Genomic DNA, 15,180 nt, shown 5'->3' with positions numbered 1-15,180 from the left:
AATCTTTGGCACTATTGCGGGTGTGACTGATACACCAGCCGTGCCGGCATCGGTGGATCGCACCGACCAACCTTGGTGGCGGTCGGCCGTGTTCTACCAGGTCTATCCGAGATCCTTCGCGGACTCCGACGGTGACGGGATCGGCGATCTCGGTGGAGTTCGTGAGAAGCTCGGCTACCTCGAACTACTCGGGGTCGACGCGCTCTGGATCTGTCCGGTGATGCGTTCACCGATGGCCGACGGCGGCTACGACGTCGCCGATCCGCGCGATATCGACGCGCTGTTCGGCGGTATGGCGGCGATGGACGAGTTGATCGCCGAGGCGCACGACCGCAATCTCAAGGTCACCATGGACCTGGTGCCGAACCACACCAGTGACCAACATCCGTGGTTCGCCGCGGCGCTGGCCGCCGCACCCGGCAGCCATGAACGCGAGCGCTACATCTTCCGCGACGGCCGCGGACCCGACGGCGCCACGCCGCCGAACAACTGGCCGAGCATCTTCGGCGGGCCGGCCTGGACCCGGATCACCGAGGCAGACGGCACCCCCGGCCAGTGGTACCTGCACATCTTCGCGCGCGAGCAACCCGATCTGAACTGGCAGAATCCCGAGGTCGCCGCCGATTTCGAGCAGACGCTGCGATTCTGGCTCGACCGCGGTGTCGACGGCTTCCGCCTCGATGTCGCGCACGGTATGGCCAAACCTGACGGACTGCCCGATATGGCGCGCGTCGATACCAAGATGCTCGTGCACGACGACAGCGACCCGCGCTTCAACAATCCCAATGTGCACGAGATCCACCGCCGCATCCGCAAGGTGCTCGACGAGTATCCGGGCGCCGTCTCGATCGGCGAGGTATGGGTCGACGACAACACCCGATTCGGCGAGTACGTCCGACCAGACGAACTGCACCTGGCCTTCAATTTCCGTCTCGCCGAGGCGGAATTCGCCGCCGATCCGGTGCGGGCCGCCATCGACAATTCGCTCGCGGCCGTCGCGCCGGTGGGCGCCTCTCCCACCTGGACCCTGTCCAACCACGACATCGAGCGCGAGGTGACCCGCTATGGCGGCGGTCCGGTCGGGGTGGCGCGGGCGCGCGCGATGATCATGGTGGAGTTGGCGCTACCCGGTGCTGTGTTCATCTACAACGGTGCCGAACTCGGATTGCCGAATGTGGACGATCTGCCCGAGTCGGTGCTGCAAGATCCGGTCTGGGAACGCTCCGGACATTCCGAGCGCGGACGTGACGGCTGCCGGGTGCCGATTCCGTGGGAGGGCGTGACGCCGCCGTTCGGCTTCACCACGGCCGGGCAGTCCTGGCTGCCGATGCCGCCGGAATGGGCGTCGTCATCGGTCGAGGCGCAGTTGGAGGCGCTGGGCTCCACGCTGTCGCTGTACCGCTTGGCGATCGAATTACGCGGTGTCCGACCGGAATTCGCGGGTCCGCGGATCGAGTGGTACGGCAGTCCGTCGGGTTGCCTGGCCTTCCGGCGTCCCGGTGGGCTGGTCTGTGTGCTGAACGCCTCGTCCATGCCGATCTCCCTGCCACCCGGTGACGTACTGCTCACGAGCGCCGCACCGGTGAACGGACAGTTGCCCGCGAATGCCGCCGCCTGGTTGGTGTGAGCGGACGAGTTCGACCAGAGCGCGAACTACTACACACGATCGTCTACCGTGTTTCTCGTGAGTGAGCGAAGCGAGCGAACCATGTGCCAGTGCGCCATGCGCATGACGGAGCCGAGCGCCAGCGAGGCGCAGTCATGAGCATTCTCGAGACAGTGCTGATCTTCCTCGGCATCCCGCTGGTGATCTACGGCGCGATCGCCGGATTGTCGTTTCTCGGCAAGCCACTGCCCGGGGAGAAGCCGGTCCACTTCGATCTCGGTCAGAAGTGGACCCAGCCTCCCGTGCTGTGGAGTGCTACCGACGAGGTGACCGGATCGGGTCACCACGCTGAGTCGTCGCATGGGCACCATGCGGCAATCGAATCCACCGACGTGGAGCTGATCGGAGGCCGGGCAAGTGGCAAGTTCTAATTGGCCCGCGGTAGTCGAATCCGAACTGCCGCACGGCTCGGTGGTCACCAGCAGCGGCCGCGTCTCGGGTGTGCACGAGGCCGGCGCGGTGTTCAAGGAAGCCCCGTTCAGCGATGACGAGCGGCTCACCATCGACAATGTGCTCACCGAGGCGACCCGCGCGACCAAGGTGCGCTTCAACATCTACATCGGCGATCTCGGCGCGGATCCGGCCGCCGGTGCGGACGCGGTCTTCCCCGCGACCCCCGAGGCCGCGCGTTCGGTGCTCATCGCGGTTTCGCCCAATGACAAGGCCATCGAGGTGCGCTCCGGCCACGAGGTCGCCGATCGCGCCAACGACCGCGTCGGCCAGCTCGGCGTCACCGCCGCACTGAGCTCGTTCCGACAGGGCCAGCTCATCGACGGCTTGGTCTCCGCGGTTCGCGTGATGGCCGCGGCCATCGGTCGCTGATCCAGTAGTGCACTGCGCGTGCTCCGGCGCGTTCACCGCTGAGGTGGACGCGCCGGTTTACGTTTCGGCTGTCGAAATGCGAACGGGGCGTGCGCATCACAATGGATGGCGCGCCCCGTCTCAGCGTGGCGAGGAACTTCAGTCCTGGGCGTCGAAGGCACGGGCGCGCAATGAGCGTTCGATGCCCGCCTTGCCCTCGATCACCAGGCGGCGCAGCGCAGGCGGATGGTCGTCGGCGAGGAACTTGTCCGCCGTCGCGACGGCTTCCTCGCTGATCGCCCAGGCGGGATAGAGCCCGATGACCACGGTCTGCGCGACCTCGCTGGAGCGGCGCTCCCAGACGCCGGGTACCTCGGCGAAATAGCGCTCCACGTACGGCGTCAGCAGCTCACCCTGGCCGTTGGGAGCGAAGCCGCCGACAATCGAACGGGCGGTGATATTCGGGACCGAATCGTCGGACATCACCGTCGTCCAGGCCTGTTCCTTCACCTCGGCGATCGGACGGGCGGTCGCCGCGGCCGCGGCGTGCCGCTTACCCGCCGCGGTCGGATCGTTGGACAGCTCCGTATCGATCGTGGGGGTGGCGAGCCCTTCGGCGTCGATCTCACCGGCGGCGGCGAGCGCGGTCACCAGCCGCCACCGCAGATCGGTGTCGACGATCAGACCCGGGAGGCCGACCTTCGCGGGATCGCCGTCGAGCAGTTCACCCAGCACCTCGGTGTGCCAGTCCGACAGCTTGGCGCCGGTGAGTGCGTTGACGAAGGCGAGTTGGTGGTCCGAACCCGCCTCGGCCTCGCGAGCGAGCTCCAGCAGCCGGTTGGCGTATTCGGGCCAGCCGGTGGTGGCGGCCCATTCCGGATCCGCGTAGCTGCCGATCGCGGTGTTGGCTTGCATCAGGAGTCGTTGCACCACACCGATTTCGGATTCGGCGCCGATGCCGCGCTGGACCAGGGCGACGAAATCGCGGGCCCGGAATTCGGCCTGCCTGGTCATCTCCCAGGCGGCCGACCAGGCCAGCGTGCGGGGGAGCGGTTCGGCGATATCGGCGATGCGGCTGACCAGCACGTCGAGCGAATCGGCGTCCAGGCGCACCGAGCAGTAGGTGAGGTCGTCATCGTTGACCAGCACGAACTTGCCACGTGGCACGCCGGCCAACGCGGGGACGTCGGTGCGCTCGTCGGCATCGAGATCGAGCTCGACGCGCTTGGTGCGCACCAGCTTTCCGTCCTGGTCGTCGTAGACGCCGACGGCGAGGCGGTGGACGCGACGTTCGCCCGCTCCGGGTGCCGCACCCTCCTGCACCACGGCGAACGAGGTGAACTTGCCCTCGGCGTCGACCTCGAAGTCCGGCCGCAGGATATTCAAGCCGGTGGTCTTGAGCCACTGCGCGCCCCACCCGGACAGGTCACGGCCCGAGGACTGCTCCAGCGCCGACAGCAGATCGTCGAAAGTGGCATTGCCGTAGGCATGTTCGGTGAAGTAGGCGCGCAGACCCGAGAGGAACGGATCCAGACCGACATACGCGACGAGCTGCTTGAGCACGGAAGCGCCCTTGGCATAGGTGATTCCGTCGAAGTTGACCTCCACCGCATGCAGGTCCGGGATGTCCGCGGCAATGGGGTGCGTGGAGGGCAGCTGGTCCTGGCGGTAGGCCCAGGACTTCTCCACATTGGCGAAAGTGGTCCAGGCACTTGTGTATTCGGTCGCCTCGGACTGGCACAGCACCGAGGCGAAGGTCGCGAACGATTCGTTCAACCACAGGTCGTCCCACCACTTCATGGTGACCAGATCGCCGAACCACATATGCGCCATCTCGTGCAGCACGGTCTCGGCGCGGCGCTCGTAGGAGGCACGGGTCACCTTGGACCGGAAGACGTAGTCCTCCAGGAACGTAACGGCGCCGGCGTTCTCCATCGCGCCCGCATTGAACTCCGGGACGAACAGCTGGTCGTACTTGCCGAAGGCGTACGGCACACCGAAGTTGTCGTGGTAGAACCCGAATCCCTGCTTGGTCTCGGTGAAGAGGCGCTCGGCGTCCATATGTTCGGCGAGCGAGGAGCGGCAGTAGATGCCAAGCGGGATGGTGCCGTGATCGTCGGTGTAGGCGTCGGTCCATTCCGCGTACGGGCCCGCGATGAGTGCGACCAGATAGGTGCTCATCCGCGGGGTGGTGCGGAACAGGTGTTTGCCGGGATCGGCGATGAGCGTATCGACCGCGGCGGCGTTGGAGATGACCTTCCAACTCGGTGCGGCGGTGACGCTGATATCGAAGCTGGCCTTCAGATCCGGCTGATCGAAGCAGGCGAACATGCGCTTGGCATCGGCGGTTTCGAATTGCGAGTACAGGTAGACCGCGTCATCGGTGGGGTCGACGAAGCGGTGCAGGCCCTCACCGGTATTGGAGTATTCGCAGTCGGCCTCGACGACGAGTTCGTTGCGCTCGGCCAGACCGTTGAGGGTGATGCCCTTGGCTTCGTCGTAGTCGGTGACGTCGATCGGCGTGCCGTTGAGCACGGCGGAGCGGACCCCGCGGGCGACGATATCGATGAACGTGCCCGCGCCCGCGGTCGCGGTGAAAGTGACCGTGCTGCGGGAGAAGAAGGTCTGCTCGCCCGGCTGCCCCGCCCCGTCGGTCAGGTCGAGCTCGATGCGATAGTTCTCGACCTGCACTGTCGAGGCGCGTTCGATCGCCTGGTCGCGAGTCAGGTTCGGTGCGGACATTGGACTCCTTCGTGGTTCGAAGAACATGCACGGGCGGCGGCCCCCGGCGGGCACAGCACTCACCACAATGCCACCTCGGTAAGGTTGCCCGCGCGGGACTTTTTCCCCTGAACCCTAGCGACCAGGATCGGAGCTGCGACGTGAAGCACATCCACGCCGGAAAGGTGCGCGACCTCTACGAGGACGGCGAGACCCTGCTGCTGGTGGCGTCGGACCGGGTTTCGGTCTACGACGTGGTGCTGCCGACGCCGATCCCGGAAAAGGGAGCGTTGCTGACCCAGCTGTCCAACTGGTGGTTCGAATTCTTCACCGATGTGCCCAACCATGTGGTCTCCGCGACCGATGTGCCCGCGGAATTCGCCGGGCGCGGCATCCGGGTCAAGCCGCTGAAGATGGTGCAGGTCGAATGCATCGCGCGCGGCTATCTGACCGGGTCGGGGCTGAAGGAATACCAGCGCACCGGGACGGTTTCCGGCGTCGCACTGCCGCGCGGTCTGCGCGATGGCGACATACTGCCCGAGCCGATCTTCACCCCGACCAGTAAGGCCTCCGAGGGCCACGACGAGCCCATCACCTTCGCTGATGTGGTGAATCAGGAGGGCCGCGAGGTAGCCGAGCAATTGCGTGACCTGACTCTGCGGATCTACGCCCGCGGTGCCGCGCACGCCGCCGTGCGTGGCGTCATAGTCGCCGACACCAAGGTCGAATTCGGTTGGGACGGCGACATTCTCACCCTCGGTGATGAAGTACTGACCTCCGACTCCTCCCGCTTCTGGCCGGGCGCCGAATGGGAACCCGGCCGCCCCCAGCGGTCCTTCGACAAACAGTTCGTCCGCGACTGGTCCACCTCCACGGGCTGGAATAAGGAGTACCCCGGGCCGGAGATTCCCGCGGAGATCGTCGATGCGACTCGGCAGAAGTACATGGAGGCGTACGAACTCATCACGGGGCAGAGCTGGGGCGGAGCGTCCCGCTGATCATCAGGGCGACCGGGGCGGCTCGCCGGCTACCCGGCACTCCGTCTCAGCCTGTCGATGAACCGGGCGCTGATGGCCGCCGGGCTGGTCGACCGTGTCCAGGTGACGCCGATCTGGGTGTTCATCGGTCAGACCGGTGATGACCCGATCTTCCGGGGTGCGGCCGACTCCGACCTCGAGCTGATCGAGAGCCGCACGCTCGACGGCAACGTCCAAGAGCTCATCTACCGGCCCGCCCTGCGTGGCCGAGTCCATCCATGCCCCCGTCGAGCAGCCGGACCTGACCCACGTGCCGGTGTTCGGTGGGCAGGGGTCGCTCAGGCGAGAAGTTCGGCCAGCCGGTCGAGGTAGGGCCGCTGGCCTGCGCCCAGTTTGTCGTGCGCGGTGGCGAGATCGAACCATCCGACGCGGTCGATTTCCGGGAAGGCGGCGAGGCGGCCGGATTTGGGCGGCCACTCCATTTCGAAGGTGCCGGGGACAACGGCGGATGGGTTCAGATCGCCCTCGACGGCCCAAACGCTGAGGTTCTTGGCGGATTTGCCACTGCCGTAGCGAACTTCGCCCAACGGCACCCGCTCGCCCTCGGGCACCGGCAACCCGAGTTCCTCGAGGAACTCACGCGCCGCGGCCACCTCGGCACTCTCGTACTCCGGCTCGTACTCCCCCTTCGGAATCGACCAGGCCCCAGCATCCTTCCGCGCCCAGAACGGCCCACCCATATGCCCGATCAACACCTCGGTCTCACCGGACTTCCGCCGGAACAACAGAATCCCAGCACTGAATTTGCCTGCCACACAGAGCAGTCTGCCGTCTCGCGCCGCCATGGCGCGCACACGACACGGCGGATCCAGCGGGCGGGTGCGGCATTGCGTCGATGCACGCTGAGATCTCGGCCATATCCAGCACCCAATCGGTGTGTCACCCAGGGGCTTCCGGTACGCGAGCGAACCTGTTGCTACCTGTTGAGATCATCCTCAGCGCAAGGGTGAATCCTGTCCGCTTCGTGATGTCGCTGCGGCACTGTCAAATCGCCTTCCGATGAGCGGGACGACACGCGCGAATTCTCTTCGGGGATCGGGATTCGCTCGACCTCTTCCATTTTCCGGACCACCGCCTTCGCTCGCAATTTCCAGCATTACATTCCCCAACGCGCGCAACGTCACTGGTGGCGCTCTAGCCGAAGCCTTTGGCTAGGTCGCCGTCGCAACTAATCGGGGCTTGCGCGTCCTGCTAGAAGAGGAGAAGAAATGTCCGTAGAAAATCGCGGTCGGTTCCGGGCCGGAGCGGGTCGGAAGCGGTCCGGCATACTGTGCGCCGCTCTGGCGTTCGGCGCGGCGACAATGCTCGGTACCATCGGTATCCCGACCGCCAACGCAGAGTCATCGGGCCCGCTTCCCTCGTGCTATTCGCAACCTGCCGTCTCTGCGCCCGGAATCGACGCCGTCAAGCAGCTCAAGCAAGACTATTTCCATTCCATCGACACCAAGAACTGGTCCGACCTGAAGACCCACCTCGCGCCCAACGTGATCGTGGACACCACCGGTAGCGCCGGCCCCATCTTCCCCGACAGGGAATCGTTCGTCTCCTTCCTGCAGCTCACGCTCGGTGGCGCTGAGACGCACCACTCGGGCTACGACCCGCAGCTCAAGATGACGTCCACGACGACGGCCGCTGGTGTGTGGACCATGGAAGACGTACTCATCTTCGGCGATACGTTCGGGGTGCACGGTTACGGCCACTACTGGGAGTGCTATACAAACCTCAACGGCCAGTGGGTGGAACAATATTCGAAGCTCACCCGTACCCGCATAGATCTGATCAACCCCGACGGCACGGTAATCCAGGCCGACGCTCCGCTCGATGTGGTCGTTCAGAAATTCCACGAAGCTACCGGACTCTAGTTCGGCGGTATTCGATGAGGTCGAGTGCGGCTTTGACGATGGTCCCGATTTTTCGGGGCTGCAGGTGAAGTGCGCTAGGCCGATCAGGACGGCGCAGCCTCGTTCGGCGAGGCAGCGCCGTCTGCGGAGCCGGACATTGCGGGTGCTCGAGAGCCGGGCTCGACGTCACCGACCCACAGCGGCAATCCTGTTGGCGCCGAGAGTGCTTGGACGTTGCCGCCGTGGGACACGTAGCCGACCGGTTCCCGGGGAACGTCGCGCATGGCAGGACACTGGATTGTCCAAATCCTGACACTCTGTGGTCAGGGTTGGTGGCGGAGGTGGGCGGCGCGCAGGGTCAGGTAGTCGCGTTCGGGGGTGCTGGTGGTGTGATTGGCGGCGGCGGTGTAGCAGGTGATGGCTGCGCCGAAATCGCCTGCCATTTCGTGTAAGTGGCCGCGGACGGCGTCGAGGCGGTGATTGCCTGCCAGCTGGTCTTCGAGGGTGTCGGCGAGTTCGAGGCCGGCGGCGGGGCCGTGCACCATGGCGGTGGCGACCGCGCGGTTGAGGGTGATCATCGGGTTCTTCGAGATGCGCTCGATTATGTTGTAGAGAGCCAGGATTCGACGCCAGTCGGTGTCCTCGGCACGCAGCGCCTGAGCGTGTAGCACGGCGATCGCGGCCTGGATCTGGTAGGGACCGGTGAGACCCGAGGCGAGTGTGCTGGTGGTCAACGTGATGCCCTCGACGATCAACGTGCGATCCCACAGCGCGCGGTTCTGTTCGGCGAGCGGAATCAATTCGCCGTGCGCCCCGGTGCGCGCGGCGCGCCGGGAATCGGTGAGCAGCATAAGCGCCAGCAGCCCGGTGACCTCGGTGTCGCCGGGGAGCAGCCGATGGATCGACCTGGTCAACCGGATCGCCTCGTTCGAGAGGTCGGTCCGTTGTAGGTCGGGTCCCGCGGTGCTGGTGTGCCCCTCGTTGAAGATCAGGTACAGCACATGCAGCACCGCACCGAGCCGCTCGTGCCATTGCGCGTCACCGGGCCGGGCGAACGGTCGTTCGAGCGTGGCCAGCTTCTTCTTCGCACGCGTAATCCGTTGCGCCATGGTCGCTTCCGGCAGCAGGAAGGCATTGGCGATCTCCGCCGTGCCGAGCCCGCCGACCGCACGCAATGTCAGCGCGATGGCACTCGCGGACGACAGCGCGGGATGGCAGCAGAGGAAGAACATGGCGAGCGTATCGTCACGATCGACGGCCTCGGCATCGGGCACATCGCGCTCGAAAACCGTTGTCTCCCTGCGTCGCCGGGCCACCTCGGCGCGCACCGTATCGGCCATCCGCCGCTGCGCGACCTGGATCAACCACGCGCGCGGATTATCCGGCAGTCCATCGGCGGGCCATTGGGTCGCCGCCGCGAGCATCGCCTCCTGCAGCGTGTCCTCGGCGGTGTCGAAATCGCCGAATCGGCGTACCAACGTGCCGAGGACCTGCGGCGCGAGTTCGCGCAACAGGTCCTCGATGGGCGGTGCTCCGTGCATGAACAACTATTACTCGGTCGCCGGGGCACCCATCACCGCACGCACCTCGATGTACTCGCCGATCGGCTTACCGCCCGGTCCGGGGGCCGCCGACGCCTGTGCGGCGATTTCCAGTGCACGCTTCGGACTTTCCACATCGACGATCCAATATCCGGCCAGGAACTCTTTGGTCTCCGGGAACGGCCCATCGGTGACGACCGGTGCCGAGCGCCCGTCCGAACTGACCAGTCGTGCCTCGTCCGGCCCGGCCAGGCCCTGTGCGTCGACCAGTTCACCGGTCTTGGCCAGCTCCGCGCCGAGCGCCCGCTGGAAGTCCATATGCGCCTTGATCTCCTCCGGCGTCCACTCGGTGATCGGGACGTCGCAGCTGGCGGCGGGCCCATAGGTCTTGAGCAGCATGTATTTCATTTCCGGTCTCCTAGCCTGCGGTGCGCCCCTGCGGCGCGCTCGCGATGAGGTCGGAGCTGGGCGCGCCGATTCGACGCGTCCTCGATAGTGATCCGCATCACAGGGGCGCGGCGGTATCGGCAAGCCGTTCCGGATCGACCTGCTGACCGATCAACTCCTTGATCCGGTCGGTCACATCCCAGATGTTCACATTCATCCCCGCCAGCACCCGGTTCTCGGCATCGAGCCAGAATGCGACGAACTCGCGCTTCGCCACATCACCGCGCACGACCACCCGTGCGTACTCACTGGTCGCGGCGTATCCGATGTACTCCATGCCCAGGTCGTATTGGTCGGTGAAGAAGTACGGCAGGCGCTCGTAGGAAGCCGACTTGCCGAGCATGGTCTGCGCTGCGACGGCGGGCTGATTGAGCGCATTCGCCCAGTGCTCCACCCGAATTCGACGCCCGAGCACCGGATGCTGTGCGTCGGCGATATCGCCGACCGCCACGATGTCCGGGTCGCTGGTGGCCAGGCTCGCGTCGACGAGTACGCCGCCATCGGTCGCCAGCCCCGCGTTCGCGGCCAGTTCGATATTCGGCCGTGCGCCGACCGCGACGAGTACCGCATCGCCCTCGATCACGGTGCCGTCGGTGAGTCGGACGCCGCTCGCCAGCTCCACCCCTCCCTGACTAGCTGTGATTGCCCCGGCCTGACGAGTGGTGATCGCCTCGACCTGCGCGCCGAATCGCAGGTCGACGCCGTGGTCGCGGTGCAGATCCGCGAAGACCTCACCCATCTCGGGGCCGAGCGCCGCCAGTAGCGGCAGTTCGGCGGATTCGACAATGGTGACCTCGACCTGGGCGGCCCGCGCGGCCGAGGCGACCTCGAGCCCGATCCAGCCCGCCCCGATGACGACCAGCCGCCGGGCCGAGCCGAACAGCTCGATCAGGCTGTCGGAATCGCCGATGGTGCGCAGCGTGTACACCTCGCGCGCATCCATGCCCGGAATCGGCAGGCGGCGCGGTGTCGAGCCGGTCGCGAGTGCGAGCTTGTCGTAGCCGAGTGTCGAACCATCCGGCAGCGTCACGGTTTTCGCACTCGGATCGATTGCGCCGACCTCGGTGCCGAGCTGGACGTCGATATGGTGATCGCGGTACCACTGGCCCGGATCGACGGTGAATTCCTCGAGCGGTTTCTTGCCGGCCAGATGTTCCTTGGACAGCGGTGGTCGCTCATAGGGCAGGTACTCTTCGGCGCTGATCAGCGTCACGGTTCCGGCGAAATCGTTGGCGCGCAGTGCTTCCGCGAGTTTGGCCGCGGCCAGCCCGCCGCCGACGATGACGAAATGCTGATCAGAGGTCATTACGGACTCCTTTTCGGGAGGGAACCTGACGCCTGCGTGTCACCCTACTGGGACCCCGGGCCGCCTTTTCGGAAAATCGGGCGTCCGGTCCGGGAACGAATCGCGCGCCCGCGTGGTTGGCCACCGATAGTGGCGCGGCGAATCCGCGCGTTACGAGCGTGCGATGGAGAGGAACAGCTCTGTGAGCGAGACGACCACCAAGAACGTTGCCGATTTCTGGTTCGACCCGCTGTGCCCCTGGTGTTGGATCACCTCCCGCTGGATTCTCGAGGTCGAGCAGGTCCGCGATATCGAGGCCCGTTTCCACGTGATGAGCCTGTCGGTGCTGAACGAGGGCAAGGAGGGGCTGCCGCCGCAGTACGAGGAGCTGCTCGCCACCGGCTGGGGTCCGGTCCGGGTCGCGATCGCCGCCGCGCAAGCCCACGGTGACAAGGTGCTCTCCCCGCTCTACACCGCGATGGGCACCCGCATCCACAACCGTCGCGAGGAGTACGCGCGCGAGTCCCGCAAGGAATCCCTCGCCGCGGTGATCGCGGATTCGCTCGCCGAGGCGGGCCTGCCCGCCGAACTCGCCACGGCCGCCGAGAGCACCGAATTCGACGAGGCGCTGCGCAAGAGCCATCACGAGGGCATGGACAAGGTCGGTCCGGATGTCGGCACCCCGACCATCCACATCAACGGCAATGCCTTCTTCGGTCCGGTGCTGTCGCGCATACCGCGCGGCGAGGAGGCCGGGAAGCTGTGGGATGCGGCGGTCACGCTGGCCGACTACCCGCACTTCTTCGAGTTGAAGCGGACCAGGACCGAGGATCCGTCCTTCGACTGACCGCGGACCTACGGCACGGGTTTCGGCGGCAACGCCGGAACCTCGCCGTAGCTGCTCGGGTACGGACCGGCCGGTGGCGCACCGGCCGGTCGGTTCGGTCGCCAGAACAGCTTGCCGTGCCTGCTGCGGTCGCGCAGTGCCCACATGCGCCAGGTCAGCACCGGATGCGAGGACATGGCATTGCTGATCCAGACGAAGAAGCCCTTCTCGACCGCGGCCCGATCGGCCATCTCATCGAAGCCGACCAATTTGTTCAGGTACTTGCCTGCCGCGAGGGTGCCCATGGCGCCCGGTGCGCCGACGTGCCGGTTGCAATAGCCGTGGTTGTCGGCGGTGTACTCCTGGGACCGGATCAATGAGCTGCCGATGATCGGCAGCGACGGCGCCACGAACATGCCGAGTTGACGCCAGTACGAGGTGTGCCCGGCCGCGATATGCCCGACCTCGTGACCGATGATGAAGGCGAGAGCCTCGGGTTCGCGTGCGGCGCCACCGATTTCGAACAGGTCGCTGTAGACCGCGACATACCGGCGGAACCCGTGACCGGAGGCGAAGGCATTGATCTGGCCGTTGCCGAGCACGACATAGGCATCGGGCACCTTGGCCATTCCGAACCGGGCCGCCGCCTCGACCACCAGCTGATAGCCCTCCGGAAACTGGGTCGGCGACATCTTGACGCCGTTGACCCGCATGGCCGCGTAGCCCATACCGCGCAGGAACCACACCACGATCGGCGCGAAGACCAGGATGATCAGATAGATATTCGGCTGCTTCCCATCCAGTACGAGATCGATGCACACCGCCACCGCGATCAGCATCGCGAACGTGGTGATCACACAGACGACGACCAGCAGCGGAATCTCCCACGGGTGCCGTGCGGGCATGCCGAACGGGGACAGGCCGCGCGGCTGCCGCTGCGGGGGCGTACCGGGCGGGACCGGAGCCACGCCGTATCCGGACGGCGCGGGTCCGTAGTGGGGTGTGGGGAATCCGGGGTACGGCGCGGCGGGGTGTTGCGGCGACGATGGGTACTGCGGCGAATTGTGCGCAGTGGCGGTCGCGTCCTGAGCCTGCGCCCATCCGCCGAGAGCGGGATAGGGATCGGCGGGTCCGCCCGGCTGCTGGGGCGGCTGGGAGTCGTGCGGCTGCATGCGAAGAACTCTATTCATTTGCCGGGGACGAGGTTCGGCGCCGTCGGCGTGCGGTCGGTACCGGTGGCCGCGAACACCGCTGACATACCTGTCGATTCGCCGCGGCGGCCAGTGGTGTTAATGCCCGGCGGTGTGGACGGTCGCGCCCCGGAGCCACCGGCAGCGGGGAACTTCTGCCGTCAAAGATCGCGTTGCGGGTCCGTTGCCACGAGGGAGCGCAATCCCGAGTCGACGGTGTCGCCAGGTGCACCATGACAGCGGTGCCGCCCACCGCGCGGCACGCGAAGCACGCCTGACACAATCGCAGCCATGCGCGTATACCTGGGTGCCGACCATGCCGGTTTCGAACTGAAGAATCACGTCAAGGCCCATCTGGAGCAGGCGGGCCACGAGGTCGTCGACTGCGGCGCCCTCGAATACGACGCACTCGACGACTACCCCGCCTTCTGCATCGAGGCGGCCCGCCGCACCGTCGCCGATCCGGGCAGCCTCGGGCTGGTCTTCGGCGGCAGCGGCAACGGTGAGCAGATCGCCGCGAACAAGGTGCCCGGCGCCCGCTGCGCCCTGGCCTGGAGCGTGGAGACCGCCCAGCTGGCCCGTGAGCACAACAATGCCCAGTTGATCGGCATCGGCGGCCGCATGCACTCCACCGAGGAGGCGCTGGCCATCGTGGACGCGTTCGTCTCGACCAAGTGGTCCGAGGAGCCGCGCCACCAGCGCCGCATCGACATCCTGGCCGAGTACGAGAAGACCGGTGTGGCCCCGGCTGTTCCGGCTTACTGAGCGGGTAATCCGACGTCGCGCAAGGTAAGTCGAGCGGCGCTGCGAGGCGGACCGGACCGGAGAGGATCTCTACTTTCGATGCCTGAGGGCTATGCGCTGCACCGGCTTGCGGGGCGGCGGCAATGGCGCTTCGCGGGCAGTGTGGTGTGCGTTTCGAGCTCGCAGCAGGGGGTCGCCGCCCCTGCCGCGCGCGTCGGCGGACCGGAGAGGATTTCGAGCTTCGATGCCTGAAGGGCACACGCTGCATCGGCTCGCGCGACTACATCAGCGGCGCTTCGCTGGGGGAATGGTGCGTGTTTCCAGCCCGCAGGGGAAGTTCGCCGCCGGGGCCGCGCGTGTCGACGGTCAGGTGCTCATCAAGGCCGAGGCTTGGGGCAAACACCTTCTGCACCACTACGAGTCGGGTCTGGTCGTGCACGTGCACCTCGGGTTGTACGGGGTGTTCACCGAGGTGCCGCTCCCGATGGGTGAGCCGGTCGGACAGGTGCGGATGCGGCTCGTCGGTGACGCCTCGGCCGACGATCGCCTGTACGGCACCGATTTACGCGGCCCGACCGCCTGCGAGGTGTACACCCGCGCCGAGGTGACGGCGCTGACCGAGCGGCTCGGCCCGGATCCGCTGCGGCGCGGCGCCGACCCCGAACGTGCCTGGCGTCGAATTCATCGCTCGCGCAGGCCCATCGGCGCACTGCTGATGGATCAGCAGGTACTCGCCGGGGTCGGCAATGTGTATCGTGCGGAACTGCTTTTCCGGCACGGCATTTCGCCACACCGACCAGGCACCGCGCTCACCGCCGACGAGTGGGACGCGATGTGGACCGATCTGGTCGCGCTGATGCGAGTGGGCGTTCGAGTCGGCAAGATGGTCGTCGTCCGCCCCGAACACGACCACGGCGAACCCTCCTACGCGGCCGACCGCCCACGCACCTACGTCTACCGCCGCCCCGGCTCACCCTGCCGCCTCTGCGGCACACCCATCGCGCACAGTGTGCTGGAGGGGCGAAACCTCTTCTGGTGCCCCACCTGTCAGGCCGGCTGACCCATCGCGGATCCTATCGGC

The 15,180-nt window shown here is 66.4% G+C and carries 15 protein-coding genes and 1 pseudogene; 10 read left to right on the top strand and 6 right to left on the bottom strand.

Annotated features, from left to right (window positions below; translation table 11 throughout):
* Nucleotides 1-22: 22 nt before the first annotated feature.
* From ACQPYR_RS35530 to ACQPYR_RS35520, 3 genes are all read left to right on the top strand, one after another.
* Nucleotides 23-1,627 (top strand): glycoside hydrolase family 13 protein, encoded by a 1,605-nt coding sequence (locus ACQPYR_RS35530; protein ID WP_433623397.1) that lies wholly within the window; start codon nucleotides 23-25, stop codon nucleotides 1,625-1,627.
* Nucleotides 1,628-1,761: 134 nt separating this feature from the next.
* Nucleotides 1,762-2,037 (top strand): aa3-type cytochrome oxidase subunit CtaJ, encoded by a 276-nt coding sequence (gene ctaJ / locus ACQPYR_RS35525; protein ID WP_063044630.1) that lies wholly within the window; start codon nucleotides 1,762-1,764, stop codon nucleotides 2,035-2,037.
* Nucleotides 2,024-2,488, top strand: a complete 465-nt coding sequence (locus ACQPYR_RS35520; protein ID WP_433623395.1) for a DUF5130 domain-containing protein — start codon at nucleotides 2,024-2,026, stop codon at nucleotides 2,486-2,488. The genes ctaJ and ACQPYR_RS35520 overlap by 14 nt, the downstream gene beginning before the upstream one ends.
* Before the next feature lie 138 nt (nucleotides 2,489-2,626).
* Here the strand turns inward: ACQPYR_RS35520 and pepN are convergent, their stop codons facing one another.
* Nucleotides 2,627-5,209, bottom strand: a complete 2,583-nt coding sequence (gene pepN, locus ACQPYR_RS35515; RefSeq protein ID WP_433623393.1) for an aminopeptidase N — start codon at nucleotides 5,207-5,209, stop codon at nucleotides 2,627-2,629.
* A 140-nt stretch (nucleotides 5,210-5,349) separates the two neighbouring features.
* On the opposite strand from pepN, the gene ACQPYR_RS35510 reads away from it, so the two are divergent.
* Nucleotides 5,350-6,186, top strand: a complete 837-nt coding sequence (locus tag ACQPYR_RS35510; RefSeq protein WP_433623391.1) for a phosphoribosylaminoimidazolesuccinocarboxamide synthase — start codon at nucleotides 5,350-5,352, stop codon at nucleotides 6,184-6,186.
* A 48-nt stretch (nucleotides 6,187-6,234) separates the two neighbouring features.
* A pseudogene (locus tag ACQPYR_RS35505) lies at nucleotides 6,235-6,426 on the top strand (dihydrofolate reductase family protein); the annotation flags it as partial.
* Between the two features lie 77 nt (nucleotides 6,427-6,503).
* Here ACQPYR_RS35505 and ACQPYR_RS35500 read toward each other — a convergent pair.
* Nucleotides 6,504-7,010, bottom strand: coding sequence for an NUDIX domain-containing protein (locus ACQPYR_RS35500; protein ID WP_433623389.1), 507 nt, complete (start codon nucleotides 7,008-7,010; stop codon nucleotides 6,504-6,506).
* A 516-nt stretch (nucleotides 7,011-7,526) separates the two neighbouring features.
* Here ACQPYR_RS35500 and ACQPYR_RS35495 point away from each other — a divergent pair.
* Nucleotides 7,527-8,087: a nuclear transport factor 2 family protein gene (locus tag ACQPYR_RS35495; RefSeq protein ID WP_433623387.1), complete on the top strand. Its 561-nt coding sequence runs from the start codon at nucleotides 7,527-7,529 to the stop codon at nucleotides 8,085-8,087.
* Nucleotides 8,088-8,389: 302 nt separating this feature from the next.
* Here the strand turns inward: ACQPYR_RS35495 and ACQPYR_RS35490 are convergent, their stop codons facing one another.
* The 3 genes from ACQPYR_RS35490 to ACQPYR_RS35480 form a co-directional block, all read right to left on the bottom strand.
* Nucleotides 8,390-9,607: an RNA polymerase sigma factor gene (locus ACQPYR_RS35490; protein ID WP_433623385.1), complete on the bottom strand. Its 1,218-nt coding sequence runs from the start codon at nucleotides 9,605-9,607 to the stop codon at nucleotides 8,390-8,392.
* A 9-nt stretch (nucleotides 9,608-9,616) separates the two neighbouring features.
* Complete coding sequence (locus ACQPYR_RS35485) at nucleotides 9,617-10,015, bottom strand: YciI family protein (protein ID WP_433623383.1); 399 nt, start codon at nucleotides 10,013-10,015, stop codon at nucleotides 9,617-9,619.
* A 97-nt stretch (nucleotides 10,016-10,112) separates the two neighbouring features.
* Entirely contained in the window at nucleotides 10,113-11,360 is a 1,248-nt protein-coding gene (locus ACQPYR_RS35480) for an NAD(P)/FAD-dependent oxidoreductase (protein WP_433623381.1), read from the bottom strand.
* Nucleotides 11,361-11,523: 163 nt separating this feature from the next.
* On the opposite strand from ACQPYR_RS35480, the gene ACQPYR_RS35475 reads away from it, so the two are divergent.
* A complete protein-coding gene (locus ACQPYR_RS35475) occupies nucleotides 11,524-12,186 on the top strand; it encodes a mycothiol-dependent nitroreductase Rv2466c family protein (protein WP_433623379.1) in 663 nt (220 codons plus the stop codon).
* An 8-nt stretch (nucleotides 12,187-12,194) separates the two neighbouring features.
* Here ACQPYR_RS35475 and ACQPYR_RS35470 read toward each other — a convergent pair whose 3' ends face one another.
* On the bottom strand, nucleotides 12,195-13,337 hold the full coding sequence (locus tag ACQPYR_RS35470; protein WP_433623377.1) for a M48 family metallopeptidase: 1,143 nt from the start codon (nucleotides 13,335-13,337) through the stop codon (nucleotides 12,195-12,197).
* Between the two features lie 309 nt (nucleotides 13,338-13,646).
* On the opposite strand from ACQPYR_RS35470, the gene ACQPYR_RS35465 reads away from it, so the two are divergent.
* From ACQPYR_RS35465 to ACQPYR_RS35455, 3 genes are all read left to right on the top strand, one after another.
* Nucleotides 13,647-14,120, top strand: coding sequence for a ribose-5-phosphate isomerase (locus ACQPYR_RS35465; RefSeq protein WP_420770241.1), 474 nt, complete (start codon nucleotides 13,647-13,649; stop codon nucleotides 14,118-14,120).
* Nucleotides 14,121-14,198: 78 nt separating this feature from the next.
* Nucleotides 14,199-14,351, top strand: a complete 153-nt coding sequence (locus ACQPYR_RS35460) for a hypothetical protein (RefSeq protein WP_433623375.1) — start codon at nucleotides 14,199-14,201, stop codon at nucleotides 14,349-14,351.
* Nucleotides 14,344-15,159: an Fpg/Nei family DNA glycosylase gene (locus ACQPYR_RS35455; protein WP_433623373.1), complete on the top strand. Its 816-nt coding sequence runs from the start codon at nucleotides 14,344-14,346 to the stop codon at nucleotides 15,157-15,159. Before ACQPYR_RS35460 ends, ACQPYR_RS35455 begins: the two co-directional genes overlap by 8 nt.
* The last annotated feature ends 21 nt before the right edge of the window (nucleotides 15,160-15,180 follow it).

It is taken from the genome of Nocardia sp. CA-120079, assembly GCF_050955745.1.
Taxonomy (GTDB): Bacteria; Actinomycetota; Actinomycetes; order Mycobacteriales; family Mycobacteriaceae; genus Nocardia.
The sequence above is the reverse complement of the archived record's forward strand: the minus strand, read 5'-3'. Positions and strand labels throughout refer to the sequence as shown.

What these genes read in the sequence shown, in the direction of transcription:
- ctaJ (WP_063044630.1), top strand. Translation starts at nt 1,762, where the DNA reads ATGAGCATTCTCGAGACAGTGCTGATCTTCCTCGGCATCCCGCTGGTG.
- pepN (WP_433623393.1), bottom strand. Translation starts at nt 5,209, where the DNA reads ATGTCCGCACCGAACCTGACTCGCGACCAGGCGATCGAACGCGCCTCG.
- ACQPYR_RS35500 (WP_433623389.1), bottom strand. Translation starts at nt 7,010, where the DNA reads ATGGCGGCGCGAGACGGCAGACTGCTCTGTGTGGCAGGCAAATTCAGT.
- ACQPYR_RS35495 (WP_433623387.1), top strand. Translation starts at nt 7,527, where the DNA reads ATGCTCGGTACCATCGGTATCCCGACCGCCAACGCAGAGTCATCGGGC.
- ACQPYR_RS35490 (WP_433623385.1), bottom strand. Translation starts at nt 9,607, where the DNA reads ATGCACGGAGCACCGCCCATCGAGGACCTGTTGCGCGAACTCGCGCCG.
- ACQPYR_RS35485 (WP_433623383.1), bottom strand. Translation starts at nt 10,015, where the DNA reads ATGAAATACATGCTGCTCAAGACCTATGGGCCCGCCGCCAGCTGCGAC.
- ACQPYR_RS35480 (WP_433623381.1), bottom strand. Translation starts at nt 11,360, where the DNA reads ATGACCTCTGATCAGCATTTCGTCATCGTCGGCGGCGGGCTGGCCGCG.
- ACQPYR_RS35475 (WP_433623379.1), top strand. Translation starts at nt 11,524, where the DNA reads ATGGAGAGGAACAGCTCTGTGAGCGAGACGACCACCAAGAACGTTGCC.
- ACQPYR_RS35470 (WP_433623377.1), bottom strand. Translation starts at nt 13,337, where the DNA reads ATGCAGCCGCACGACTCCCAGCCGCCCCAGCAGCCGGGCGGACCCGCC.
- ACQPYR_RS35465 (WP_420770241.1), top strand. Translation starts at nt 13,647, where the DNA reads ATGCGCGTATACCTGGGTGCCGACCATGCCGGTTTCGAACTGAAGAAT.
- ACQPYR_RS35460 (WP_433623375.1), top strand. Translation starts at nt 14,199, where the DNA reads ATGCCTGAGGGCTATGCGCTGCACCGGCTTGCGGGGCGGCGGCAATGG.
- ACQPYR_RS35455 (WP_433623373.1), top strand. Translation starts at nt 14,344, where the DNA reads ATGCCTGAAGGGCACACGCTGCATCGGCTCGCGCGACTACATCAGCGG.